General features: G+C 47.8%; 20 protein-coding genes. 7 read left to right on the top strand and 13 right to left on the bottom strand.

Annotated elements, in window-relative coordinates:
• Position 1 precedes the first annotated feature (1 nt).
• The 9 genes from OI18_RS12640 to OI18_RS12600 form a co-directional block, all read right to left on the bottom strand.
• Positions 2–3,142, bottom strand: a complete 3,141-nt coding sequence (locus OI18_RS12640; protein WP_039140212.1) for a SusC/RagA family TonB-linked outer membrane protein — start codon at positions 3,140–3,142, stop codon at positions 2–4.
• A gap of 118 nt (positions 3,143–3,260) precedes the next feature.
• Complete coding sequence (locus tag OI18_RS12635; RefSeq protein ID WP_039140211.1) at positions 3,261–5,495, bottom strand: GH92 family glycosyl hydrolase; 2,235 nt, start codon at positions 5,493–5,495, stop codon at positions 3,261–3,263.
• A gap of 136 nt (positions 5,496–5,631) precedes the next feature.
• On the bottom strand, positions 5,632–8,178 hold the full coding sequence (locus OI18_RS12630; protein WP_039140209.1) for a Kelch repeat-containing protein: 2,547 nt from the start codon (positions 8,176–8,178) through the stop codon (positions 5,632–5,634).
• Between the two features lie 86 nt (positions 8,179–8,264).
• Complete coding sequence (locus OI18_RS12625; RefSeq protein WP_205410038.1) at positions 8,265–9,377, bottom strand: glycoside hydrolase family protein; 1,113 nt, start codon at positions 9,375–9,377, stop codon at positions 8,265–8,267.
• Positions 9,377–9,973: an SMI1/KNR4 family protein gene (locus tag OI18_RS12620; protein ID WP_039140208.1), complete on the bottom strand. Its 597-nt coding sequence runs from the start codon at positions 9,971–9,973 to the stop codon at positions 9,377–9,379. Before OI18_RS12620 ends, OI18_RS12625 begins: the two co-directional genes overlap by 1 nt.
• A gap of 47 nt (positions 9,974–10,020) precedes the next feature.
• Positions 10,021–10,515, bottom strand: a complete 495-nt coding sequence (locus tag OI18_RS12615; protein WP_039140206.1) for a hypothetical protein — start codon at positions 10,513–10,515, stop codon at positions 10,021–10,023.
• Between the two features lie 9 nt (positions 10,516–10,524).
• Positions 10,525–11,241 carry a hypothetical protein gene (locus OI18_RS12610; protein ID WP_039140205.1) on the bottom strand — a complete coding sequence of 239 codons (717 nt, stop codon included), beginning with the start codon at positions 11,239–11,241 and terminating at the stop codon, positions 10,525–10,527.
• 33 nt (positions 11,242–11,274) lie between these two features.
• Complete coding sequence (locus OI18_RS12605) at positions 11,275–11,490, bottom strand: hypothetical protein (protein ID WP_039140290.1); 216 nt, start codon at positions 11,488–11,490, stop codon at positions 11,275–11,277.
• Positions 11,491–11,503: 13 nt separating this feature from the next.
• Positions 11,504–13,357 (bottom strand): transketolase, encoded by a 1,854-nt coding sequence (locus OI18_RS12600; RefSeq protein ID WP_039140203.1) that lies wholly within the window; start codon positions 13,355–13,357, stop codon positions 11,504–11,506.
• Between the two features lie 154 nt (positions 13,358–13,511).
• Here OI18_RS12600 and OI18_RS12595 point away from each other — a divergent pair, with 154 nt between their 5' ends.
• The 4 genes from OI18_RS12595 to OI18_RS12580 all read left to right on the top strand — a co-directional run bounded on the left by OI18_RS12595 (position 13,512) and on the right by OI18_RS12580 (position 16,140).
• Entirely contained in the window at positions 13,512–14,102 is a 591-nt protein-coding gene (locus OI18_RS12595; protein WP_039140202.1) for a hypothetical protein, read from the top strand.
• 31 nt (positions 14,103–14,133) lie between these two features.
• Positions 14,134–14,604 (top strand): hypothetical protein, encoded by a 471-nt coding sequence (locus OI18_RS12590; RefSeq protein WP_039140201.1) that lies wholly within the window; start codon positions 14,134–14,136, stop codon positions 14,602–14,604.
• Positions 14,605–15,024 carry a hypothetical protein gene (locus tag OI18_RS12585; RefSeq protein WP_039140200.1) on the top strand — a complete coding sequence of 140 codons (420 nt, stop codon included), beginning with the start codon at positions 14,605–14,607 and terminating at the stop codon, positions 15,022–15,024.
• Between the two features lie 66 nt (positions 15,025–15,090).
• Entirely contained in the window at positions 15,091–16,140 is a 1,050-nt protein-coding gene (locus OI18_RS12580) for a TolB family protein (protein WP_039140199.1), read from the top strand.
• Between the two features lie 63 nt (positions 16,141–16,203).
• Here the strand turns inward: OI18_RS12580 and OI18_RS23795 are convergent, their stop codons facing one another.
• The 3 genes from OI18_RS23795 to OI18_RS25005 all read right to left on the bottom strand — a co-directional run bounded on the left by OI18_RS23795 (position 16,204) and on the right by OI18_RS25005 (position 22,702).
• On the bottom strand, positions 16,204–17,481 hold the full coding sequence (locus OI18_RS23795) for a hypothetical protein (RefSeq protein WP_152616815.1): 1,278 nt from the start codon (positions 17,479–17,481) through the stop codon (positions 16,204–16,206).
• Positions 17,482–17,917: 436 nt separating this feature from the next.
• On the bottom strand, positions 17,918–18,283 hold the full coding sequence (locus tag OI18_RS12565) for a hypothetical protein (RefSeq protein ID WP_039140197.1): 366 nt from the start codon (positions 18,281–18,283) through the stop codon (positions 17,918–17,920).
• A 3-nt stretch (positions 18,284–18,286) separates the two neighbouring features.
• Positions 18,287–22,702 (bottom strand): T9SS C-terminal target domain-containing protein, encoded by a 4,416-nt coding sequence (locus tag OI18_RS25005; RefSeq protein WP_039140196.1) that lies wholly within the window; start codon positions 22,700–22,702, stop codon positions 18,287–18,289.
• A gap of 205 nt (positions 22,703–22,907) precedes the next feature.
• Between OI18_RS25005 and OI18_RS12555 the strand changes: the two genes are divergently transcribed.
• Positions 22,908–23,399 carry a DUF6130 family protein gene (locus tag OI18_RS12555; RefSeq protein ID WP_039140195.1) on the top strand — a complete coding sequence of 164 codons (492 nt, stop codon included), beginning with the start codon at positions 22,908–22,910 and terminating at the stop codon, positions 23,397–23,399.
• Positions 23,400–23,406: 7 nt separating this feature from the next.
• Here OI18_RS12555 and OI18_RS12550 read toward each other — a convergent pair whose 3' ends face one another.
• Positions 23,407–23,979: a TMEM175 family protein gene (locus tag OI18_RS12550; protein WP_039140194.1), complete on the bottom strand. Its 573-nt coding sequence runs from the start codon at positions 23,977–23,979 to the stop codon at positions 23,407–23,409.
• 102 nt (positions 23,980–24,081) lie between these two features.
• Between OI18_RS12550 and OI18_RS12545 the strand changes: the two genes are divergently transcribed.
• Together OI18_RS12545 and OI18_RS12540 are read left to right on the top strand one after the other, a co-directional pair.
• Positions 24,082–25,014 carry a helix-turn-helix domain-containing protein gene (locus OI18_RS12545; RefSeq protein WP_039140193.1) on the top strand — a complete coding sequence of 311 codons (933 nt, stop codon included), beginning with the start codon at positions 24,082–24,084 and terminating at the stop codon, positions 25,012–25,014.
• Positions 25,015–25,110: 96 nt separating this feature from the next.
• The gene (locus tag OI18_RS12540) at positions 25,111–25,851 is read left to right on the top strand and encodes an SDR family oxidoreductase (RefSeq protein ID WP_039140192.1); all 741 of its coding nucleotides are present in this window, start codon (positions 25,111–25,113) and stop codon (positions 25,849–25,851) included.
• Positions 25,852–25,886 lie beyond the last annotated feature (35 nt).

The following is a 25,886-nucleotide window of genomic DNA, read 5'->3' as shown; positions in this document are numbered from 1 at the left end:
TTTAGAAATTAAGGTTGAGACCGAAGTTGTAGCTCTTTGTCAGCGGGTAGTTGAAGCCGGCATTGAACAGTCCTTCCAGTCGTTCCGGATCGAACGCTTTCACAAAGGGGTCAGCGAATGTGACGAGGTTAAAGCCGTTGGCGAACACGCGGATCTTCGTGATGCCGGAACCTTTATACAAACGCGCAGGTACGGTATAACCGAGCTCAACGCTTTTCAGTCTTGCATACGATGCATCCTTTCTCCAAACAGAGCTTTCCTTATACATACTTCCCACGTCATTATTAAAACGTGAAGCGGGCCATTTACCGGGAATCCACTCGCTTTTGCTGTCGTATGGATCCGACTTATGCCACCTGTCGAAAAAGTAAGCCGGGGTGTTACCGCGGAAAGCAAGCACTTCCGCATATACTTCGCTGAAACGTACGGTATACATGGCAGCGCCCTGGAACAGCACATTTACATCGAAGCCCTGGTATTGCGCACCGAGTGTGAGTCCGAAGTTGATCTTTGGTGCTTTTCCCGCGGGGTTCTGGTTATCGTTGTTTCCATTGGCACCGATGAATTGTGGCAACATATCCAGGTCATTCACTACTCCATCCTGGTTATTGTCTGCATACATGAAATCGCCGGGCAGCTCGCGGATATTCGCCTGGTCACCATTCTGGATGGGATAATTGGCGATCTGTTCTTCGTTCTGGAACTGTCCGGTATACGTGTAACCCCAGATGATATCGTTGTAACGATCTGCCTGTCCATTCCGCCAACGGTCATAGCTATTCGTAAACGGTCCCCTTTCAACATAGAGGTATTGCGTCCGGGAATAGTTGAAATTTCCGCTGATGTTATAGGCCAGTTTTCCAATGCGGTTGTTATGCCCGATGGTGAATTCGAGTCCCTGCGTGCGCAGGCTGTTCAGGTTTTCCTGCGGCAGTGACGCGCCGAAAGTATTGGTGAGTGAAAGGTTCCTGTAAGCAGGAATCCCTTCCAGGTCGCGCCGGTACACATCAAACTCCAGCGTGAGTTTATTATTGAATACACCGAGGTCAAGTCCGAGGTCGGTTGTTTTGGCGATGACCCAGGTAAGATTTGGATTCACGAGGTTGGGCGAGGCAGCACCGTTGGTGAGGGAACCATTTTCAAATTCATAACGTCCGCCACCGCTGAGGTTAAAGCCCTGGATCCACTGGAAGGGGATCACACCTTCGCTCGATGCCACTTCACCATAGGAACCCCTGAGTTTGAGGTTGGAAATGAAGGGCACTGCATTCATGAATTTTTCTTCGGAGATCCGCCAGCCTGCTGAGATGACGGGAAAGAAGCCCCAGCGGCTTTCGGGCGGGAACAGGGAAGTTCCCTGGTAACGAAAAGCAAATTCAAGCAGGTACTTTTTGTCAAAATCATAGTTCACGCGACCGAGCAATGCCTGGCTGGCATTCTGGCTTTCTGAACCGGAGTTGTACATATTATTCTCACTCGCAGAATTCACCTGGTCGATGGTATAGAAATCATACAACCTGCGCAGGTAACTGTCGCGGCCCCAGTCCTGCCGTTGCTCAAATACCAGCAAACCGGCAACATTGTGTTTCATGCCAATGATGGTATTGTAATTGGCCTGGGCCTGGAGGGTAAGCCGGTTATAGTTGCCATTGCTGTTTGAAATGGACGAGGTTCCCACGCGTTGTTTGGAAAGGATATATTCCTCGCCTGCATAGGTATACAGGTTGAAAGGTTTGGCTACATCCTTGCCCTGGTAGTTGTTAATGTCATAGGCTGCCAGTCCACGTAACTGCAACCCTTTCAGGAACGGAACATCATAATTCAATGCGCCGGTGAGCTGCACATTCCTGTTTGTTGTTTCACTGTATCCAGTCAGTTCTTTGTCTGTCAGTACGAGCGGGTTCTGGTTGGAAGGCGTTACCACTGCTGGATAGTCGGGGTTGCCGTTCGCATATGGCTTCTCGGTGGGCAGGGTTACGCGCGTGCCTTTGAAGATGTTGAAGAAGTTTTCGCCCGGTGCGTACTTCTTATCGAAGCGGGCTGCAACAAACACTTCCGCTTTCAGGTTGTTCACGAGCTGCGTGCTCATGTTGGAACGGAAATTATAACGTTTGTAGCCGAGGTCATCGGTGCGCAGGAAACTGCGTTCGTCGAAGTAACCTAGACTCATATAATACTGCGTTTTTTCATTTCCGCCGGATGCTGAGAGGGAATGACTCTGCTGCATTGCTGAATTTTTGAACGCCACATCGTACCAGTCCGTGCTTTCATATCCCGGTTCACCGTTGATATACTTCTGCATTTCTTCGTTGGTCAGGTATGGGGTTCCTGTTCCCAGTACGGCTGCATCGTTGCGCATCTGGATCCATTCACCGGCATTGGCCATGCGCGGCACATCAGTCGGTTTCATGAAGCCGACAGTTCCGTTATAGGTGAAAGCAGCTTTACCACGACTACCTTTCTTGGTAGTTACGATGATGACCCCGTTAGCTGCGCCGAACCCATAGATCGCCGCCGAAGCGTCTTTCAGGAAAGAGATACTTTCAATATCATCGGCATTGAGTCGCTGGAATTCGGATGGGCCTTCCCGTAAGATGCCGTCTATTACATAAAGCGGGTTGCCGCCGTATCCACGGAGGACAATAGAGTTATCGAAATTCCCGGGCTCGCCGCCGAGCTGGCGGATCTGGAGACCGGCAACTTTTCCCTGCAGTTTTTGGGCAAGGCTCACGCTGGTACTCGTTTGAATTTCCCTGTTGGTGATGTTACTCACAGAGCCGGTCAGAGTTTCCTTGCGACGGGCGCCGTAACCTACCACAACCACATTACCCATCTGTTCATCGGAGCGGGACATGACTACCTGCAAGGTGGTGCGGCCGTTCAGGGTTTCTGTTATAGTCTGCAAGCCGATATAGGAAAAGACCAGTTGTGTTGTTCCCCCGGGAACGGTAATGGTGAACTGCCCCTGTGCATTGGTGGTTGCTCCGGACCTGGAGGTATCTGTTCCGGCAGAGATACTCACACCGGCAATGGGGGCGCGCGTTTGGGCATCGGTTACCCTTCCGCTGATAATTTTTTGCTGTGCCGTAAGCAGGCAGGGCAACAGTAAGACAAGCAGCAGCAATTGGCTGAATTTCTTCATTTCGTTAGTTAATTGGAGGTTTGAATTTTTATTTGGCTTTGCGTTTTAATGGCATCCGGCTTCAGGTCGGATGAAATTGTTTCTTTGACATAGCAGTCGGTTTGATGGTGATGAATTTTCAGAATGGTGCTTTGCTGACGCCCCAGGATTTGTTGGGATAAGGTCCCATTTCAAGTTCGAGGTGCCCCCCGGCCATTAATTGCTCATGGCTGAACCATGGACTATCCAGTGGCTTTCCATTCATGCTGGCCTTCTGGACATATTTATTGGTAACGGAAGCATTGTTTGCGGTGAGCCTGAAACTGCGGCCATTCGGCAGACTGATGGTCACTTTGCTGAAGAGCGGGCTTCCGATCGTGTACTTGGGAATTCCAGGCGTGACGGGGTAAAAGCCCATGGAGGAAAAGACAACGAATGCAGTCATACCGCCACCGTCTTCGTCACCCGGAATTCCGAAGACATTGTCCTTGAACCAGACATCGAGCAGGAAGCGGATGCGCTGCTGCGTTTTCCAGGGTGCATTGGTGAAATTGTAGAGGTAGGGAATGTGAAAGCTCGGTTCGTTGCCCATGGAGTACTGTCCAACCAGACCGGTTGCATCGGGGAACTTATTCCAGAATTCATATTTCGAGCGCCCGAGACCGGTAGTAAAGAGTTTATCGAGCCGGGATTCAAAAGCTTGCTTACCTCCTATTAGTTTTATGAGGCCGGAAAGGTCGTGCTGTACCTGCCAGAGGTAGGTGTAACCGTTATTCTCATCGTAATAATCACGGCCACCCATACCACCATCAAACAGGGGATCGATTTCGATCCAGTTTCCTTTGTCGTCGCGCGGTAGGAAGAAACCTTTATCTGCATTCCAGAGCTTGTTGTAATTGTTGGCGCGTGGACTGAATAAGTTGAAATCTTCTTTCTTGTTAAGGTCCCTGGCCCATTCGCCAAGAGCCCAGTCGTCGTAGCTGTGTCCGAGGGTTACTGCAACCGCTTGCCTTTTTTCAAAATTATTGACGCTTTGTTCGGTTTCTTTGGTACCTGGTGCGATGGCTGGAAAGTACCCATGCTGGTAGTAGTATTGGTCCAGGCCCGTTGCGGGTCCGTTGACCCAGGGGATCATGGTTGCATCTGTAGCATTCTTGCGGACACCTTCGTAGGCTTTCTGGACATTGAAATTTTTAAGTCCTTTGCGGTAGGCATCCAGGAAGACTATGGTGGAATGAAACCCATTCATGCAGGCATGGTCACCGAACAGGACCGGGAAGGTTGGCATCCAGCCGCTCTGGTCGTACATGCGAACGAATGACTGCAGCATATCTTCTTCCTGTTTGGGATCGAGGATCATGCGCAGGGGATGATGCGCCAGGTAGGTATCCCATGTCCAGTCATCCACGTAAAAATCGCGGGGATCCTTTTCAATTTTCTTGCTGTAACCGCTGTAGTATTGCCCGTCTTCACTGATGTTCACCATTCTTTCGTAACAGCGGTACAGGGAGGTGTAAAAGGAACGGCGTTGTGCTACGGTGCCGCCTTCAACTTTGATCTTTCCCAGTTTTGAAGACCATTCTGCTTTTGCCCTTTGCTCCAGGGCGGTAAAATCGCGGTAACGCAGTTCTTTTTCGAAATTCCGTTTAGCCTGTTCGGGACTGACGTAACTGATGGCATAACGGAAAACAACTTCCTTAACCGGGGAAGGGAAACTGATATAGGCCCTGGCCTTCCGGCCACCGGTAAACGCTGACCCGACCGGGTTCCCGTTTTCCAGGATCCCGGGGGAGCCAGCGATATTGAATTCTCCATAGGAAAATACTTTGATGTCGCCGTGCCAGGTCTCCATTCCCTGCAATATTCTTCCGCCCGTAAACTTCCAGCTGGCACTGTCGTGGTTGTAATTGTCTAAAAGGATGGATTTGTTTGCAGAGGCTGGGAACCGGAAACGGTAGCAGCCGGTCTTTTCGCCCGGGGTGAACTCCACGCTTATTTCCTCTTCGGTCAGCCAGGTGCGGTAGTACCAGGGCTTCCTGGTTTCGAGGTCGTGGTCGAAGAACATCCGCTTGTCCCAGCTCTCGGATGTTACCTGGGCAATGGATGGTTTCAGGGAGAAGACCTGTCCCAGCCGGTGCGAAACGATGTTCAAGGGAAAGCTGCTGATCTGCTGGTCGAGATAGTCCTTACGCAGTGGACTGACCCGGATCATCTGGTTGGGCAGGTGAACAACGGGAATGGTTGGTTCGAGTAGCCAGCCAACGTTACCAATTGATGGGTCTACATAATTAAGGATAGAATCCGGGGTGCGGGTTTGAGTTGTGCCGTGGAAACAACCCAAAATGGCAATACAAAGGGAAAGGAGCCTTTTCATGGTCAAGCAATGTTTACCGTAAAATGTACCGGCAAGAAAGGCTCAGTGGGTTAATGAACCCATTAACAAACCACTTAACAGGAAAATTAATGTCAGATTTTTCTAAAAAAAGGGAGTAAGTGGGAAAAAGGGATGCTTATTTAATGATGTCGTTGAAAGACTTCGGGAATTCTTCCCCGTAGATCTCCTTGTATTCGCGGGCGAATTTCTGGTAGGTGGAGCTGGCAAGCGCATGCCGTTTCAGGAGGATGAGCGCCCGGCATTTATAGATCAGGGCGTCTTCGTTCAAACGGTCATAAAGGAAAATGCAGTTACAGATCGCCAGCACGAATTCGGGTTCGGCTGACTGTGGAGCGGCCGAAAGGTATTGCTGGAAGTCGTCGATGACCTGGCTGCCCACCCCGGATTTGATGTCATCCAGCCAATTATAATCGGTCTGCAGCAGGAAGGGTCCCTTTGAGGCTATGGCCAGCAGTTGTTCCGTATAGTTTCGGTCGATAGCGGTTTTGCTGCTCCTGAGCCGGGCGAACTCATAATAATCGGAATAGACGTCCTGGCTCTCCGATTTGAATTGCCAGTACCTGCCCTCCTTGGCGATTTGAACGGGGCCGACTTTTTCGAGAATGGTTTTCAGCTTGGCGAGGTTCACCGACCGGTTATTGTTGGCATCTTTTTCTGTTTTGTCGAACCACAGGATCTCGTTGAGCATTTCGGAAGTGATGCCCTTCTGGTTGTGGATGCTGTATAAGTGAACCAGCAGGAACAGTTCCTTCAATAAGGGCGTGAAAGATTTTGTGATGTCCTGGCCCTGTGAGTCGGTTACCCGGAACTGGCCGAAAAGGGAAATCGGTGCCGGCGGGGTGTCAGCTGGGGGTGGGTTGTATGCTGGCGGCGGGGTGTCGGTAGGCCGTTGCGGGTCGGGTGACGGCGATATGTCGGCGGCCTGTGGTATTTCGGCTGGCGGTGCCTGGTAGGATCCTGGTTTGGGTGTGGCGGACCGCGACTTCTTTTTCCAAATGATGATGCCTGTAGTTGCAGCTGCGAGGATCAATGCCAGCAGCCAAATGCTACCTGGCACCCCTCCTTTTCCGACCGTCTTATTGATTGCCGCCTGTGGTTCCGGGGGAAAATGAATCGAAAACACCTTTACGCGGGTCTGCTTTTGCTTGTCCGTTTCCCGGGGATGAAACATGGTTACAGCAACCAGGCGGTTGCTGAGCGGGGAATAATACAGGTCGGCAAAAGACCGGATATCGTGGAAAGAATAGGGAATCGGGTCACCCAGGTTCCTCATTGACCCCGTGGCCATGTCGATCTCAACCAGTTGGAGATGCGTATCGAAGCTGCCTTGTTTAAAGATCATGCCATAGAGGACCGGTTTGTCCGGGCTCTTCACGAGGCTGTTGGCAAATACAAACGGGTGCAGGGAGCTGTCGATCGTAAACAGCTTTTTGAACGATTTCGTTTTTGTATCGAAGCTGTACGCGTCGTAGTAATTGCCGGGATTAAGCATCTGGTCGCCACTGACGCTGCCATACCCCCCGATAATATAGGCAGTATCACCTTTGCCGGAAACGCCGAGCGCGGCAAGATAGCGGGGCGGATAATAGTCGCCGGTTACCGGCACTGTATCCCACCGGTTGTCGGCTATCGAATACCGTGACACTTTATTCTTGTAATGCAACTGCCCGTACCCTCCTATTATATAGATGGAATTGTCTGCGTGTGAAATGAATTTGTTCGCCTGCCAGAATTCTGTCAGGAGTGTGTCATGATAAGTATACTGCCACTGCCTGGTCTGTGCATTGAAAGGTGTGACTTTCTTCTGATCAATGGAAATCGCAAACAAGGTATTGGCAGAAGTATCGAATAAGGCCTGGTAGCCCAGCTGGAAATCATTGTGGGGGTATGGTACCGTTTGCCAGGAGGGTTCCGTTCCACCGGGCACCAGTATGCGCATCGAATCCGAGCCGGTAATAAACAGGCGATCGGTTTTGCTGTCAAATGCCGCGCCGGCTATCCCGCTAATGGAAAAATCAGCAATTTGTTGCCAGCGTTGGTGGAGGGGACGGATCCATACGGGGTTTTTGACGGTCGCAACTTTCCCGCCTACCCTGTCGGCGCTGGTATTTCCACTGGAGTCAGAAAGAGACCAATGATGCCGCTCCTTATCGCCTTCAAACAAGGCGACATCTTTCAGCCTCATGGGAGGAAGATCGCGTGTGCTGAACCGTTGGTGGTCATTGGCTCCCCATAACAGTTGGAAACATGAGCCATTCCAGTTTACCGATGCAGTTCCCCGGGGGATTGCGTTTACTGACAGGGAAATTTTCTTACTCTGCTTGTCTACTGCAATAATGAAGTGGTGCCAGCGATTGAACAATGCGGGAGTATCGATGGTACATTCGATGCCGGTCATCCGGTTACCCTCAACCAGTTTGAAGGTATTCTGGGTGCAGATAAGATCAATATTATGATCGTTGCTGACGAGCCGGAAAATATAACCGAAATAGACGGGCTGGTTGCGTTGAAGGCTGAGGTCGAACTCTACCCGGAAACTATTTCCCGGGCAAAGTGAATCACCCGGTGACAGGTCGAGCGAGGTCCTGTTCTCCTGGATAAGGGCATGACTGTTGAATGCCAATCCATACGACTGACCGGTCACCTCAGCAAGCAGGAGCAAAAGGCACGGGAGTAAAAAAATAATTCTCCTCATTAGCAGTTGCCGCTAAAATAGGGATTTAAACGATTGGGAAGCTGCTGGGTTATTCACTTAAGTGGTATAACCATATTCCATGTGCGATCTACATCGTACAATTTCGGGCCGGTGCCGGTGGCGGCGAAGAGATGGGTAGGTCTTCCGTTTTCAAATAACAGGAAGGGCCTCTCGAAATTCGCTTGTTTGGTGACGGTACCATCGCTCCATTTGATTGTCCTGGAATAGGCTTTTACCGGCCTGGACAATTTCCAGGTTATGCCATCCGGTGAAGTGGCATGAATTCCGCCACCTTCTTCACCGCAGATTAGTCCGAACCTGTCTTTCATAATCAGCTCAAACCTGTTGCCCGCCCACCAGACAAAAGGATCTTCCACATCATTCTCTTTATTCTTATTGCTGTGAAACTTAAAGACCGGTTCTTCGGATAAACGTGTATAGGGTCCTTCGTAACCGTGTTTCGAAAGCGCGGCGCCCAACAGCAATGGCGGGTGATGATCATGCGAAGACGATTTATACATCAGGTAAACACTATCATCCGGCAATACCACCGGCGAAGGGTTGGACGTGATGCTCGCGTCCCACTTACCCGGGCGGGGTTGGATAATGGGCGAATCCATTCTTTTCCATGGGCCGGTCAGCGAATCCGCAACCGCCAGTCCGACGCGCTTGTTCATCCAGGCTCTTTGCGCCCTGCCATCGGCCCATACGTCCTCTTTATTATCCGGTCTTTTAAAATCGTAGGTGGTTCCCATGTAATACAACAGGTATTTGTCATGGTACCGCGTAATGCGCGGGTTATGCGTTACGCATCCATCAAAAAAATTCTTACCCCTGGCCGGAAGAACAACCTCTGCGAAAGTATAAGGACCTGCGGCCGTATCCGATACTGCCCTGACGATCTCCGAATTCGTAACCCAGTTCCCGAACCCGATCGACTTAGGCCAGCGGGAAGCAAACATGTGGTATTTGCCATCGTCGCCTTTTATCACTGAGGGATCCCACACCCAATAATCATCCATCATGAATCCACCGCCGACGGGAGCTGGGAGAAGTTTATCGATGAAAGATTCTGCCTGTTCTGCGGCCATTAATTTGTTTACGCCCAGAATTGTCGGGAGGATAATTCCGGCTGAGATGTTATTGATGAATGCTCTTCTTTTCACTATGAATTAAATGATTTAAGGTATCGGGCTTTGGGATTAAGTGAAGCTTTTATTTCGTCTTCCAATTCATAGTCTACTTCAAACTGGTTTATCTTCGTATAATAATAAGCCTTTTCCGAAAAACAACGGGTTATGGATTCAATCATTGTTTGTGGAGAATCGTATACCGGAACAGCACCCGCGGTTAAATAGACATGTTTTGTTTGATAACTTAATATCATTTTAAACGTCTCTGATTCAGGATCGCAATCTATTACAAAAAACTCCTCATTTAAACTTTCAAATAACGGGAAATAAGAATCTAAGTAAAAGTCAAACTGATTTGATATCGTGTAATTATACTCCGCATATGCCTTGGTCAACGGCATCAAAATAGCACTACGAAACAGAAATCCTCCTCCAATCCTGGGGTCATAATCGGCATTTGATCCGTTCTTCCATTTGTATAGCTCTTTAATCTCTGAAGGGAGCTCAAACCCGTTGGCTCTTTCTAAATCCAGGATATTATTCCCATCCAGCCCTTCATTCAATGAATACAGAAGCGGAGCGTTAATCTTGACCAAAAGGACTTCCAATGCTTCAAGCAATTGTTTCATATTCTAAACCTGTTGAATTGAAATATTTGAAACTGTTGACTGGTCTACTACCTGAAACGCCTATAAACGTTCCTGGCAAGTTTGTCAAGTTCATCACTATTATAATAATCAATACAATTTATCATCACACCACGCATTCCTTTGGTGTCAAGGTATTCTGAAGGCTTTAGCCGGGATATAAACGAATCAACATTATCCTCGATGACATCTAATCCTTCAGGATTAATACTAATCTGTTCAACAATTACAGTTGCACTAAAATCCTTAAAATGCAAGCTATCATCACGAAATCCCTCATCTATACAGTCACATAGTGCGTAATCCTTAATCAATTTGATTTGTTTCTTTTTGTCATCGTTCCTGAACTGGGAAATGACAGAGAAACTAAGACTTAGCAGTAGAAAAATAAATGCATACTTCATTTCGTGAGTTTTTCCCACCTTTTGGCTTGGCCTTAAAGTATACATTTTCCTGGCAGCAAGCAAATCAAGCTGGTCCGGGAAAAAAGATGCAAACCGCCCTTCCTGAAAGGGCAGTGTCAACCACTCGAATTAAGACAATTTAATTTCAGACAGGTCAATAGATACGATGACGAGGCCATCCTTGATGGCCATGTTGTTTTCTCCAATGGGATACACAATGCGCCGGGTGGCCATTTTTATTCCATCGACTTCTTTATAATCATACAGGTAATGGGCTGCAGGGGTATTACCGGCAATTTCCACCTGGTAATCTAACCTTCTAATAAATCCTTCATCATCGATATAAAGGATCTGCTCGGTGCTGTGCGTGTGAATGTCTTTCGGCCATTTAACATTTAGCCGGCGCCAGTTTTCACTACCTTCCGTCCACGATTCAATTTCAATTACATCAAATCCCAGCCTGGCAAAAAGAAAAGGCGTATTGAGATAATTCCACATCGCATACCCGGCAAAGTAAGCGAGCTGAAGATTACTCCATTGGGTTTCCAGCATGTGACCTTTGAATGAATCGCGGGGATTATCAGTTTCTTCGAGAATATCACTCTTTCCGCTCTTAATCTGGACTTTCCCCGGAGTATAAGCTGTATACCATTCCGCATTGGGAATGTGTGATGCTTTTTGTTCATGCAGATCAACTACAACATCTACATTATTGATACTGTCAGGATGGCCTTTCATTCCCCATAGTATTCCTCCCACTGAAAGGTGAGCAAACACATTGTTATACTTCTTCCAGGTGTCCATACCGCCCTGGACACCAATTGCCTTCTTTAAAAGGTCATTCATGGTTGTTGTATTTAAGAGGTATGGGAAGTAATTTCAACCAGCCACTCCCCTGTTGTGGGAAACACTTTCGATCCATGCTTTGACTTCCGGTACACTTATATTCAACTTGCGGGAGAGACGATCCAGCAGTTCTTTTTCTTGTCCCTGCTCGTAAGCAAGATCTTCATCGGTTAAGTCGATCTCGATTTCCTGGAGCATTTCCTTTACTTCATCCCAGGAACATTCTATTTTCAATTCATACTCTTTCATAATGATGTTATTTTCAGGCAACCGCCTGTGGTTTTAAAACGGATTTTACTTTAGTGATAATAGCGGCGGCGTCAATGCCCGCATCGTCCATCAATTCATTTTTTGTGCCTGACTGCGAGATCTGCCGGACGGCCATTTTAAAAAACCGCGCCCCGGTCGAGGCGAGGGCAGCTGCAGCAAAATCGCCAAAGCCACCATGAGTGAAATGATCTTCCACAGTGATGAGGACCCGCTGCCGGGTTTCATCAAGACATTTCTTTAGGGTATCGGCATCAACGGGCTGGATAGAATAACAATCCACCACCCTGATATTTATGTTTTCCTTCTTCAGGTCGTCGGCAGCTTTCAATGCTTCGAATACGGTAATGCCCGAGGCCGCCACCGTCAGGTCATCGTTGTTGGAGCTTCGCAGCACTTTCGACCCGCCGATGCTGAAAATATCTTCATTCTTATAAAGCAGAGGTGTTTTAGGTCTCAGGGTACGCATATACGCAAAGCCCTGTTGAGCGGCGAGCTGTGGAATTAGTTTCGCGGTTGAAATAGCGTCTGCGGGCTGAAGGATCACCACGTCCGGGAGCGCACCGAATAACGCAATATCTTCCAGTCCCATTTGCGAAGGCCCGTCTTCGCCAATACTCACCCCCACATGGGAGCCGACAAATTTAATATTGGCTTCAGAAACCCTCGCCATCCGGACCTGATCAGCTGCCCTCGTCAGAAAAGCAGCAAAGGTGGCAACAAAGGGAATCTTGCCCATGCGCGATAGTCCTGCAGCAACTGACACCATATTCTGTTCGGCAATAAAGCATTCGACAAATCTTTCGGGGTGCGCTTTTTTGAATGCCTGGGTAAACGTAGAATTCATTACATCACCATCAAGGGCATAGATGTCTTTGTCATCCTTACCCAGTTGCGTCAGCACTTCGCCAAATACTTCGCGGGTTGCATATTCTTTTCCCGCTTCGAATGTTTGTGTGGTTTCGTGGACGGTTCCCGTATGCTGTGGCTGTTTGGCCTGTGTTGGTTTTTTCAGCTGGAAACGAAGGGAATCATTGACAGGAGCCAGTTCCTGCAGTGCTTTCTCCAGTTCTTCTTTTGAGAGTGCTTTGCCATGCCAGCCCTCTTTGTTTTCCAGAAAAGAGATGCCGTGGCCTTTAAACGTTTTGGCGATGATGGCAAAAGGTTTTCCTCCATGGTGTTGAGCGGCCTGGAGGGCATTGTTGATCTCTTCGTAGTTGTGACCATCGACAGCGATCACTTCAAAACCGAACGCTTTGAATTTCGCGACATATTCTTCTGTGTGGTGTCCAAACATGGTTTCCTGGCTTTGACCCAGCCGGTTAATATCCAGGATGGCAACCAGGTTATCCAGCTTTTCGTGCGCCGCAAAGCTGGCGGCTTCCCAGATCTGACCTTCGGCCAGTTCACCATCACCTGTCAGCACATAAGTTTTCGTTCCATAGCCTTCACGCTTGGCGGCAAGTGCCAGTCCTGCTCCAACGGACAGTCCTTGTCCCAGCGAGCCCGTTGCGGCCTCCGCATATTTGTATTTAGGAACCGGGTGCCCCTCAAAGCGGCTTCCGAACCTGCGTAAGGTTTTTAGTTCCTCCAACGGGTAGGCATCTGCCATGCCAAACAGGGTGTACAGCAAAGGCGCTGCATGACCTTTCGAAAGCACGAAATGGTCGTTGTACAGATTGAGCGGGTTGCTCGTGTCGTAGGTAAAATAGCGGTCGAACAAAACCGTGGTAAGATCTGCGGCCGACAGACAGGATGTCGGATGACCCGAACCTGCTTCCGTGGTGGAGACCAGGCACCATTTGCGAACCAGTTTTGCTTTTTCCTTCAGTTCATTGAGCTGTTCCATACCTGCATTCTTTGAAGTTCAAAAATTGAATGCGGCGAGGGCGTGGGGTTGTTGGTAAGGTAAATTTAGGATTCTTTGGGGATTGGGTTCTATCCAGGGGAAAAACACCCTTGCAACAATTTAGGTCTTTTATTATTTATGCCGCATAATCCCGATGAACTACGTAAAATATACTGACGACGACTTGTTGGAAGCACACGACTCTATGCTGGACTATTCCGGGACGCTTGACGAGTCCCTGGATAAAGAGATCCAGGACCGGGGTGGACTGGACCAGATCAAACAGAATATCAGGGAAAGAAAACTTGTTCCGGATGAAATCAGGAGGATAAACAAGATTGTATATCCACTTATTATGGAGGGGAAGGATACTGAATCAATCAAAAAGCTTGCGACTTCCGATGTCCTCGACCAGCTGCAACTAACCTATGTTGTTGACCTGGCTATCGAAGATGCAAAATCACATTACAAAAACGTAAGCGTCAATTCACGGACAATCATTGGAAGCATTATCGGATTTATTGTGGCCAGTTTATTAAGCGCTGGACTATGGTGGTATACCATCCTGCTGACTGGAAAAATATACTATATACTAATCGGGGTTACAGTAATTGTTTCGTATCTCATTATAAGGATTCTTACGGGCCAGAATTTCCGGAATGTAGTTGTTTTCATTGCATCGTTCATTTCTGCGTTTGCGGCTATTCCACTGGGTTTGTGGATTTACCGGATTATAACCACCTAAATCCGCAAATATTTGCTATATTTTATTACCAATGCTTAAAGAAGAATACCTCGGTCAATTACTGAATGCCATCTATACGAAGGAGACCTTGAATGTCTACGACTATAATGCCACAGAATTTACAACTGCAGGCGAGGAATTCGCCAATACAAAAGCTTGGGCTGACCACCTGGTACATGAGAAACTGGCGGTTTTTACTGACCAGGAACATACTACCCTGCAGCTTACCAATTTTGGGAAATACTGGATCCTGAAAGGAGGCTACGAGACCTTCTTAAAAGAGGGACAAGCTCCAAAGAGGGAGCACCACAACCACAATCACAATGGTGACAATAATTCATCGGACCACCATTTAAGAAAAGAAAAAGAAGACCTGGTGGAGGCGCGATTAAGACTGACACACTACCGGCTGATCGGCTTCTGGTTAATGATCATTGTTACATCTATCGGATTTTTACTTTCCTTGTATAACCTCTTCCTGCTTATAAATGGAAAAAAATAGATGAAAAGACAAACAGTGTTTTACTTTATTGCAGCTTTTTACCTGGTTATCAAACTCGCAGAAATTATTGTCACTTATACCGCCGAAATTGGTCCTGCAAGTAAACCGGGCTGGCATGTGATTGTTCCATACAATTCCAATTACGGAAGCAGTCTTACAATTTTATTTTTCCTGGGCATTGCACTTCTTTACGGAACCGAAATCTCAGGAAAAGTTTCAAAGCCGCTGTTTTTGACACACGCTACTCTCTCCATAATTCCTGCAATTGCGCTAACTGGCTGGGGCTTTTTCTTCGGGAATCACAATTTTGAAATGGAAAAAATCAATGCCAATATGCAGGCGAGCCTCATCCTTGACCTGTTCTTTATACTTAGCCAGGCTACGATTATACTTATCCTGGTGGTTAAAATGCGGCGATAGTTCCCGTTTTCGCGGGGTTTTACTATTTTGGCAGCCGGGAGGATTTTCGCCCCCTGAACCTGTCTTATGAAAGCATTCTGTACCATTCTTGCCCTCCTATTCCTTGTTGCCTGTGGGAAGGACGGAGATCCGCAACCTTCACCGGCACCAGACCCGGTACCTGTGCCAGTGCCGGTCCCGGATACGACAGCTGACCCTGCTCCACCGCCTATCGCTACTGTAGATTCGACAGCCACGCATTTTCCGGCTGACTCTTTATCAGGGATCATAGTGTATGAGTCGCGGAAGGATATCAGCCAGGCTGACCCAAGGAATTGCGCATTGGGGATAATCGATTTAAAGGCCGGGACAGCCGTTGAATTGAAGCTTGTAGACGACCGGGCTGGAACTGTCCGTTACCAATACCCGCGCTTAAAAAAAGACAGGTCCCGGATCTACTTTTCTTCGAACCTCCATGGGGAAGGTTCCAGCCGCGACATCTATTCCGTGGCAACAGACGGATCGGATCTTAAAAGAATTACGAATACTCCCGATATTTCGGAGACCTATGCGGCTCTTTCACCGGACGAAAGCCAATTCGTTTACTCCGCTACCGTCATGACCGGAGTTCAACAAATTTTCCTGATGAATTACGACGGCAGCAACCTGCGGCAACTCACGAATAACAAAGCTTATCACCGTTACGAAAACCTGATGTGGTCTGAGGACGGCAGCCGGATTATTTACTCTGTCACCTATGGCAGTGATGTCGTAAATGGGATCTATTCGTATAACCTTTTGGATAACACGACAGAACGGCTTTTACCAATCCATGCGTTTGCTACCTCCCTATTTCCAGGCACTGGCAGGATCCTTTATTACAAGAACCAGTCACAGATAGTCGAATTATATACGATTAACCCCGATGGCACCAATGCCTTGCAATTAACATCCTTTGGCTCAGTAACTGCTGAAGGTGCATGGTCACCGGATGGGAAGTTCGTCGCCTTCGGTTCTTCCAGGGAATCAAAATCAACAACCAATTTTGAAATTTTCATCGCACTGGCGAGGAATCCCAACACCATGATAAAGATCAACACGCACGCCAGTGATAAGTATAACCTGGATTGGCGATAAGGTGACAATACATCTCCCCTTAATATTCCTCGCTAGCGACTTCTTCTATTTCGACCAGGTATTTCATAGCTGAACTTTTGGGATTTTATTGCTCTTCCCGACTTTGAAGGCCACCTCCTTCACAACAGCATTGGAGAGGTTCCTAATCTCCAGCCTGTAGTCTCCTGGTGGCAAATAAGATTGATGAACAGTTTTGTCGCCCGGGCTAATAAACTGGTCTAATGCTATGCTGTTCTTCTCTTCCCTTGCATCGTAAATAGCACAGTAGGTATTGTCAGAGAACTGTTGTGCAGGATAGTGTATCGTAACCTGCTTATATTCCGGTCCCAGTTTTCGCCACCTATCGCGCTGTTCATTTTGAAATTCGATCGGAAAGTACACCTGCAGATCATGTGTTATGGAAGAATCAAACGGTGACACGATGTTTGTGAACCGTCCATTAGAGTCCACCAGCATGAACGCCTCCGATTCCCCCGAGCCCTGCTGTTTGGTAATAAAGGACCTGTATTCCGGAATCCCTGTGAAGGCATCGAAGGTTTGGTCGATGGTTAATGGATCTAAAGAATAAAGCTCCTTCATGTATGAAGCCATCCACCTGATGTTTGAATTCATATTTTCACTCAGGTGAGAATAGCCGCAGTGGACCAGGACTTTAGCAGCAGGATCCTTAGCGAATGTTTTACTCCAGATTGTTTTGGCCTGGTCAAGATCGCGGTTCTCAGAAGTAAATTTAGCCTCATAACTGACAAGCTTATAGCCCAGTTTTACCGCGGTCCTCAGCAGGATCCCGAATACAGGTTCCGGATAAGTGAGGTTGTTGGTATCGGCGGGATTTACCAGGGAATCAGTTTTGAGCGCTTCAAGGGCCAGGTATTCAAATCCCATTGACCTCATGGTTTCCAGTAACTCGATGGTCAGCTTCCTGGTCTGTGGAAGATGATGTGCTTCATTGATAATGACGAGATTCCTGGCGGAAGCCTGGCGGATAATTTCCGCTTTTGCGTCTACTGGTTTCTGTACCGGGTCCAAATGGGCTAGATGTTGTATCAACCTCTGTTTATACTTCACACCTGTTGATTGCAAATCAAAATACTTTGCCTTCTGGACTTCCCCAAAATTGGAATAAGCCGCAGATAGATCCTGGTAGAACATTGACTCAGGGACCAGTTTTTTATACTCTTCTGCAAATTTTTGCAGGTAATAGACTTTCTGGAAGGCAGTTGTTTTGCGGGAAAGTATGTCATCGTATGACGGCATGGTGGATAGTTGTCCGAAGCTGTTGAATGGTAAGCACAAGGTCAGCAGGACCCCTACCCTTTGAAGGATAGATAGAAGAATCATAGTAAAGGTTTAGGGACCAATTTAAAGAGAAGATTCCAGATAATTTTCATACGAACCCTACAGCTTCCCAGGCTTGAAAAACGCAACGGCAATAATTAAAATGAAGGACAACGAAACGTAAATAGCCACGATCACATTCCCCCTGATTCTTTCACTATTCTTTTCCTGGGAATACTTATCAAGTATTCGCTCACGTTTATCCTTTCGGTAAAAAATGATTGCAGCAATAATTAGTAAGATCGCAAATATTCCACCCGTTGGAGTACCCGAAAACAAAAAAGGGAATACATCTATCTTAGCTAAAAAAGCATTTAGCACTAAAATGTTAGCACTAATCAGCCCTCCCAGGTAAACCGGAGCCATCAAGTGCGGAATCGAATTTAACGACGACTTCAGTGTCGCCTGATACAACTTGTAATACAAATAATCAATCATTTCAATACCGGCTTCTAACTAACAATACAAGACAAATCATGAGGATAAGGGTCAGAATTATATAACCAATTACTAACTTGTTTCCTAGTGCCCGGAGATTATCACCAGCTTCCCTTTCACAAATTGACTGGTATTTTTTACCATACACAAACTGATAATAGTTCCAGCCACAAATCCCGACATATATAAGCAACTGGAATAATCTCGGAATGAGGATATGATCAGAATTTAGAAAAACGACTTTGAAAAAGCCAATCAGCACCAATGCGTTGATGGTTAGAAATGTGCTTAATAATACCAGCACACTTATTTCGTCTTTCAGAACGCTCACACTCCTGCAAAAGATTATCTCGATATACTTTCTCATATTTTACCTTACCAGTAACAAGCTTCCCTTACGCGTTACTGTTTCACCGGGCTTGCATTCCAGCTCGGCAAAATAAACATATGTGCCCGTGGGCGACGGCGATCCGGCATATCTGCCATCCCAGAAAAGATGTAGGTCACTGGCGGAAAAGTCTTTCCGGTCAAACACCTTATTACCCCAACGATCGTAGATGATCAGCCGCTTGATACGCGCCACACCCATGATCACGAAGCGCTCGTTCTTGCCATCGCCATTGGGACTGAAAGCATTTGGAATAGACGCTCCTGTAGCGCCACAAAGCAGGTGAAGCTGCAAAGTGTCAGTGGCCTTGCAGCCGTATTGATTCGTTACTGCCACTTCATAGGTAATATCAGACAATGGCTTGCTCAGGGGTGATGGACATTGATAACAATCGAGGAACCGTGAAGGTGTCCAATTGTAGCTGACCACATCTGGCGACGCAGTGGTCGTTACCTGGAAACTGTTGCCCGCAAGCACCACGCCACCGCTACCGGCATCGATGGTCGGCAATGGCCGTACGATCACTTCTGCAGTGGCAGTATCCGAAAAGCAGCCTTTACTATCAAACCCGACTACCGTATAAGTAGTGGTTTGCAATGCATTCACAAAGGGGTTGGAAATTAAGGTACTGCTCAAACCGGCTGTAGCACCGATCCATTCATATCGCGATGCCCCTGATGCAAACAGTTGCAGTTGCTCACCCTGGCAGATCTCTTCTCCCCCGGCCAGCGCCACCTGTTCTTTGCTGATCACCGTTACCGTGGTGGATGATGTTGCGCTGCAACCGAGATCATCTTTCACTGATACGGTATACTGCGTAGTGCGCGATGGTGAAGCAAGCGGGTTGGCAACATGTGCATTATCCAGTCCTCCTGCGGGCTGCCAGTCGTATGATTGTCCACCTGTGGCAACTAGCCGCACCGGTGTTCCTTCACAGATCTCCGGAGCCGACGGATCAATCCGTACTATGGGGTTGTCACGTACGGTCAGCTTACCATTAAGGCTAACCGCTTTCATACAGCCATTGCTGTCAGTAACCAGTAAGCGCGGCTGGTAAGTACCGGGCGCGGAATAGCGATACTCTGCCTGGCCCAACGGCCCGCTGGTCACTGTACCATCGCCAAAATCCCAGCTATATGATTTTACCCCCGTAGTGGCCGAGCTAAGTGTGAACACGCCATCCTTACAAACCTCCTGCACGTTGGTCGCGATAGCAGGAATCGGTGCATGCAGCTCAACAGAATCGAGCTGTGAGCCCTGCAGGCCGTTGTGCCCGTAAACCAATAGCCTGATATAATATTTTCCCGGCTGTTCATATACATGACCCGGACTTACCACATTCTCCAGGGTTTGACCATCACCAAAATCCCATACAAGACGTGTGAAATTCTGTGACAGGTTGTTAAAGCGGACCAGTACGGGCGGACAATTACCTGCAGCGACAAACGAAGTAGCTTTCGTAAAGCCATAGGCGAAATTTTTCACTTCTATCTTCCTGCTGAACACCGACCGGCAACCGGATACCGGATCGGTAGCGGTAAGAATTACCGTATAGTTACCCGCCTTTGTATAAGTATGCGATGGGCTTGCTTCCTGTGAACGGCTACCGTCCCCGAAATCCCATTGGTATTGGGCCTGGGTTACACCGAATGTGTTGGTAGTATTGAGAAAGCTGACATTAGTATTCAGCTCGTAGGTGGTGCCGGAGGTTTCGAATGCAGCCTGTGGACCGTTTGCAGCGACCTGCTTCGTACTCGTGGATGCGAAATTGCCGCAACCACTTTGATCACGGATCTTCAGCTGGATGGTATAATTGCCCGGCTGCGCATAGCTGTGGGTAACAGGACCAGGCACGGTAGATTCCTGTATGGTTCCATCGCCAAAGTCCCACTGCCAGTACACGATCTCCGTATTGTCTTTGATGGATGCATCTTTGACCACAACTGGGTCATTGAAGCAAAATGCATTTCGGTTCACAGTAAAGTCGGCCATCGCACCTATCACCTGGTAATCGACATAATTTGTGGTATCATAACAACCGAAGCCACCCGAAACTGTGATGGCACGGATCTTCTTTTTGCCGACTTCCAGTGAGTGCAGGTCACCTTCGTAGAGACCCATAAGCGGGTAGGTGAAATAATACCCGTTAAAGCGCGTGCCGTCTTCATATTCGAAATGATCCACAAACTGGTAATAGTTGTCATTATAGTTCGGATCAAAGCCCGTGATGGTAACGGGCAGCACATCATCCTTGCAGATTTTCGTTTTGCCGGCGGCGAGTTGCAGATTCTGCTTCAGCAAAATGGGGACGGTCTTATGCAGGGTTTTGATGGAACAGTTTCCTTCCGTTGCCGTTAGGGTTACATAGTACTGGCCCACTGCCTGGTAAGTGTGCTTTACAAAAGGAAGGTTCGAATTGAAAGTTTGTTTTGTTCCATCACCGAAATCCCATTCCCAGCTGGTACCGCCGATGGTCTCCTGGTAGAAAGTAACTTCTCCCCTGTTGTCGCAGGAATTTTCATACTGCGTGAATTGTGGGAACGGGCCTACCGCAACAACTGCCGCTTTTTTAGTGATGGTATCAAAACAGTAATGTCCGTCGTCTACCACAAGTGTAACATCATAGGTACCGGGTTTGTCCACATTGCCCCAGAAGTTTCCGCCGTGAACCTCCTTGTTGTCGATGAACCAGCGACCCAGCAGGCTGTTGCCGGTGGAAGTATTGGTAAGGTTGAAATTGGAAGACCCGCAAACGACCTGGCCGGCGGGCAAGGGTTCAAAATCAGCTTTCACTCCCGTACTGATATAGATTTGGTCGGCCGCAACCACGGAACCTTTGCAGCCCTTATCGGTTTCATAATTCAAGGTGATCTTGTGGTATTTGCCGCGGACATTATAGAAACCATATGGACTGACCTCAGACGAGCTTGTGCCATTGCCGAGGTCCCAGTTATATTTCGTGATCTGCTGGTGGGATGACGGGTTAATGACTGCTTCAAAATTTGCCCGTGCAGAATCGCAGGTGTGATAAGTAGTAGACGGCGTTCCAGGGTAGTCTTTATGCATCCGGATGAAAACAGCCGCCGCCTCGGATTCGATCCAGCGATTCTGCCAGCTGCTGCAACCTTCTTTATTGGTGACATCGAGGCGCACATAATATAGGCCCGGGGTAAATTCTTTTTGCAACACGCGGGTACTCGCCTCAGGAACCGGGTCGCCCCAGTAATTGAAGCTCCATGACCACTTGACGGCCGAGGCAGTGGTATCCCTGAATTCGAACTTTGCGGGGAAACTGCAGAAGTCGATTTGTTCTGCAACGAAGCCTGCAAGTTCCGGACGCGGACGGATTATACGTTCATGGGTAACCGTATCGAAGCAGTTATCGAACCGGGCGATCAGCCGCACTTTCATGGTGCCCGACTCGGCAGACTGGAGGTTCACGTTATCTCCAAAGATGTCGAATGCGTCGTTTAAGGTCCACCGTAAGTTGTCCGGTTTCGGCGTGCCCGAAAAATTGAAATCCAGGTGGCTGAGTGCGCAGACGGTGTCTGTCATGGTAAACGCGGCCTTATAATTGGCCACGTTCAGGTATTCGGTTTTTGCCTGGGTGGCCACGCAACCCGCTGAACTTTTGGCTACGAGGGTCACGGTGTAGTTGCCTTTTTTATTGAACACATGCCCGGGCTCACGAAGGGTTGACGTGGTTCCGTCGCCAAATTGCCATTCATAGCTAAGGGTACCGGGACCGGTGCTGTTGTTGCTAAACTGCACAGGTTCGTCGACCCGGCACAGAATGCTGTCATCGGCTTTGAAATCTGCCTGCAATCGTGGCAGCACATTGAGCAGCCCGTTTTTCCGGATGCTCGAATAACAACCGTAATTATTGGTAACCGTGAGCGATACGGAAGGTTGTAGTTCCATATTATACGCATGGGAAACCTGGGGTAAAGAGGACTCTGCTGTTGAGCCGTCGCCAAACTCCCAGAAAAAATGAGTGAATCCGCTGCTACCGGGTTTCGGCACGCAACTGAATTGCGCTGCGGCGGGGATGCAAAGTTTGTCGACGTCCGAAACGAGGTCGAACTGCGGGGCCGGGTGCACGATAATTTCCCTGCTGGCGGTGGATACCTGTCCATTGTCGCGCACCGTCAGGGTAACCGAAAAAGTGTTTTCTTCTGTATAGATCGCGGAAGGGTTTTTGGTGGCAGAGCGGTTGCCGTTGCCAAAATCCCATTCGAAGATTGCATTTGCCGAGAGGCCTGTGGATTGATTGGTAAATTTCACCAGCAAAGGGTTACAACCCTGTGAAGTGGAAATCTCAAAAGCTGCTTTCGGCTGCGCTAATGCGTTAAAAGCCATAAACAACGACAACAGGACCAGGATAAGCTTTGATTTCATTGGGAAGATGACTGACCAGGGGCGAAAAATACAGTCAATAAGCCAGATTATCAAGGCCTGGGCGAGTCCGGCTAAAATAAGTCTTAACATATAATAAACGGATCACATTTGGCCAGAATATACCAATCGGTATATATTTGCTCCTTCGAATCTGATCCTGTCACCCCAGTGAAGTTTTGCACTATCAACAACAAAAAAACAAACAATGAACAAAGCAAGGATCACACTGCTGAGTGTATTGATGACAGGGTCATCACTAATCTATGGCATCGACAGTAATGCCCAGTCAGGAACAGTGGCAAGCGCAAAGGAAATCCGCGGAGCCACACCTTACTATGAAATCCCAAATGAGGCGCCCGCTAAATTGATCGTTGACGATCCGCTTCCGCACCTGCTTGCAAAAGGGGTAGTCTGGATCCAATGGCGTGTGGAGAATGTGCATATCGCACCGGTGTTCGGCAAGGCGGCTCTCGGCGTTTCTCCCAGGCTTGGTCATCTGCATGTGCAGGTAGACGACCTGCCCTGGTGGTGGGCTGATCCGAGTAATATAAATACCATTGACCTGGCAGGATTACCTCCTGGTCCCCACAAAATAAAGGTCACACTTGTGAACGCTAACCATGAAGCCTTTCCAGGCCAGTCCAGGATAGTGAAGTTCACCATTCCTGAAGGTGCAGTGTCTGACCACTCACACTAAGGGGAAGTCAGTCCAGTGTTTTTTCAATCCGCGTGTCCGGGATTACCCACATTATTGCCACTATATAGAAGAGTACTAAACTGACGATGGGCAGGAAAAACGACAAAAGGGTGCCGACAACGTAAATTGTCAGCGATAACCTTTCCTTTCTCAGCGAAGAAACTGCTTTGGCATAAGTTGACTGTCCGCCTTCATGTTGGATTGCCAGTCGCTCCATTAATATGAACGAAAGCGAACAGGCGAGCAGATTGAAGCCGTACAGTGCGACGGTGTTTTTGGCAAAAAGGTTTTCACCCATCCAGTCCGTGGTGAAAGGCAGAAGGGAAAGACAGAATAGCACCAGGAGGTTAGCCCAGAGCACTTTCCCGTTTATTTTTTTGATGGCATGGAACATATGGTGATGGTTGTTCCAGTAAATACCCACGTAGATAAAACTGAAAATATAAGAAAGGAATTTTGGCAGCACTGGTTTCAGGTCGGCAAAACCGGCACCATGCGGAACTTTTAGTTCCAGTACCATAATCGTAATTACGATTGCCAATACTCCATCACTGAAGGCTTCCAAACGGGTTGTAGTCATTTCCGGTGGTTTTCCGGTAAAGATAAAAACCTGAGCATGATCAACAGTAAACGGTGAGAGTATTCCACGAAAACATTTCTAAATTTAAACCCAATCTAAGCAATGCCACGTGGTAATATAACAGTCAGGACGCTGCACGAGCTGTACCAGCAGCTTGGTCTTCCTACCGATTCATTGGAAGACGAATCAGGCTTTACCATCCATTATCTCGAAGACACGTTCAAAGATCTGCCTTTTCGCTCGGAGCCCTTTCGCCCGAATTATTTTAGTTTCCTGTTTATAAAAAATGCCTTTGGACATTATACTATCGATGATCAGCAGTTCGAGGTAACTTCCAACACTGTTTACTTTACCAACCCGGGGAATTACCGCGTATTCGAATGGGAAAGGCTTGAACATACCTGCCTGATCACTTTCGGGGAAGGTTTTTTAAAGGAATATGTTCATAATGATGTATATCGTGATTTTTCCTTCCTGCTGACGGAGACAGTTTCCCCCCGTGTTTTAACACAGGAACAATTTAACCAGGTTGAAGAGTTGTGCGGCCTGATACATAAAGAGTATAAAGGTCATTCCCTATACAAAAACAAAATAATCGGAGCACTTGTAATTGCCCTGCTATTAAAGATCAAAGAATATTTTTTCCAGGAATACAACCCGATTTACGAGGGAAACCGAAGTTCCCGGATCGTGAAGAATTTTAAACTGAATATTGAAAGGCATTTCCGGGATTTAATCAGCGGAAAAACAAATACACAGTTAAGGGTCCAGGATTATGCGGACTTGCAATCACTGCATGTCAACTACCTGTCAAGTGTGATCAGCAGTAAAACGGGGAAAACCATCAGTTCATGGATAGCAGATAAAACTGTCACAGAGGCTAAGGTAATGCTCCAGGACGAAGCACTTAGTATTAAAGAAATCGCAGCCCGTTTGGGTTTCCTGGAGACCCCACATTTCAGTAATTACTTCAAAAAACACTCGTCGGCCAGTCCTGCCGAATACAGAAAACAGTATTTCAATACTAATTCTTAGAAATTTGCAACTCCCCGTGTAGTCCTTGTACGTTTCCTGGGGTGGTAATGTGCCAACTTTGTTCTATCAAATTGATACTGAAAAAAACAAAGCATTATGAGCACATTAAACAACAAAGTGATCCTTGTGACCGGGGCGTCAAGAGGGATCGGTGCTGAAGTAGCACATCACCTGGCTGCAGCCGGAGCTAAAGTTATCGTAAACTACGCAGGCGGAAAAGAAGCTGCTGACCAAACAGTTGAATCCATCAAAGCAAAAGGAGGCGAGGCTATCGCGTTGCAGGCTGATGTCAGCAAGGCAAATGAAGTGGCTGCCATGTTTGATGCCGCAATTGACCATTACGGCAGGATCGACGTACTGGTAAACAACGCAGGTGTGATGATCACCAAGCTTTTGAAGGACACCACCGACGAAGACTTCACCCGCCAGTTCGACATCAATGTACGCGGCACATTCAACACGCTTCGTGAAGCCGCAACCAAATTGGCCGATGGTGGCAGCATCATCAATTTTTCTTCCACTACTACCCGCACAATGATGCCGACCTACAGCACTTATGTCGCTACCAAAGGTGCCGTAGAACAACTGACCCGTGTCTTTGCCAAAGAAGTAGGTGCCAGGGGCATCAATGTGAATGTTGTATTACCCGGTCCTACCAATACGGAGCTGTTCACTAAAGGCAAGTCGCAGGAATTGATTGACCGTCTCGCTTCACTGAATGCTTTTAACCGCATTGGAGAGCCGGGGGATATTGCAAAGGTGGTGGTCTTCCTGGCCAGTGATGATGCCAAATGGATCAGTGGACAAAGCATCGGCCTGAACGGAGCAATGGCGTAATTAACCTCCATTCATTAAATATTCAAATTCAAAGA

This window comes from Flavihumibacter solisilvae (assembly GCF_000814475.1).
Lineage (GTDB): Bacteria > Bacteroidota > Bacteroidia > Chitinophagales > Chitinophagaceae > Flavihumibacter > Flavihumibacter solisilvae.
This window is presented reverse-complemented; position numbering and strand designations above follow the sequence as displayed.

Bases quoted from the DNA above. Each gene is read 5' to 3' on its own strand.
- OI18_RS12600 (WP_039140203.1), bottom strand. From the start codon at position 13,357: ATGGAACAGCTCAATGAACTGAAGGAAAAAGCAAAACTGGTTCGCAAA.
- OI18_RS12565 (WP_039140197.1), bottom strand. From the start codon at position 18,283: ATGAGAAAGTATATCGAGATAATCTTTTGCAGGAGTGTGAGCGTTCTG.
- OI18_RS12585 (WP_039140200.1), top strand. From the start codon at position 14,605: ATGAAAAGACAAACAGTGTTTTACTTTATTGCAGCTTTTTACCTGGTT.
- OI18_RS12620 (WP_039140208.1), bottom strand. From the start codon at position 9,973: ATGAAACAATTGCTTGAAGCATTGGAAGTCCTTTTGGTCAAGATTAAC.
- OI18_RS25005 (WP_039140196.1), bottom strand. From the start codon at position 22,702: ATGAAATCAAAGCTTATCCTGGTCCTGTTGTCGTTGTTTATGGCTTTT.
- OI18_RS12540 (WP_039140192.1), top strand. From the start codon at position 25,111: ATGAGCACATTAAACAACAAAGTGATCCTTGTGACCGGGGCGTCAAGA.
- OI18_RS12605 (WP_039140290.1), bottom strand. From the start codon at position 11,490: ATGAAAGAGTATGAATTGAAAATAGAATGTTCCTGGGATGAAGTAAAG.
- OI18_RS12580 (WP_039140199.1), top strand. From the start codon at position 15,091: ATGAAAGCATTCTGTACCATTCTTGCCCTCCTATTCCTTGTTGCCTGT.
- OI18_RS12635 (WP_039140211.1), bottom strand. From the start codon at position 5,495: ATGAAAAGGCTCCTTTCCCTTTGTATTGCCATTTTGGGTTGTTTCCAC.
- OI18_RS12590 (WP_039140201.1), top strand. From the start codon at position 14,134: ATGCTTAAAGAAGAATACCTCGGTCAATTACTGAATGCCATCTATACG.
- OI18_RS12640 (WP_039140212.1), bottom strand. From the start codon at position 3,142: ATGAAGAAATTCAGCCAATTGCTGCTGCTTGTCTTACTGTTGCCCTGC.
- OI18_RS12550 (WP_039140194.1), bottom strand. From the start codon at position 23,979: ATGACTACAACCCGTTTGGAAGCCTTCAGTGATGGAGTATTGGCAATC.
- OI18_RS12595 (WP_039140202.1), top strand. From the start codon at position 13,512: ATGAACTACGTAAAATATACTGACGACGACTTGTTGGAAGCACACGAC.
- OI18_RS23795 (WP_152616815.1), bottom strand. From the start codon at position 17,481: ATGATTCTTCTATCTATCCTTCAAAGGGTAGGGGTCCTGCTGACCTTG.
- OI18_RS12610 (WP_039140205.1), bottom strand. From the start codon at position 11,241: ATGAATGACCTTTTAAAGAAGGCAATTGGTGTCCAGGGCGGTATGGAC.
- OI18_RS12545 (WP_039140193.1), top strand. From the start codon at position 24,082: ATGCCACGTGGTAATATAACAGTCAGGACGCTGCACGAGCTGTACCAG.
- OI18_RS12555 (WP_039140195.1), top strand. From the start codon at position 22,908: ATGAACAAAGCAAGGATCACACTGCTGAGTGTATTGATGACAGGGTCA.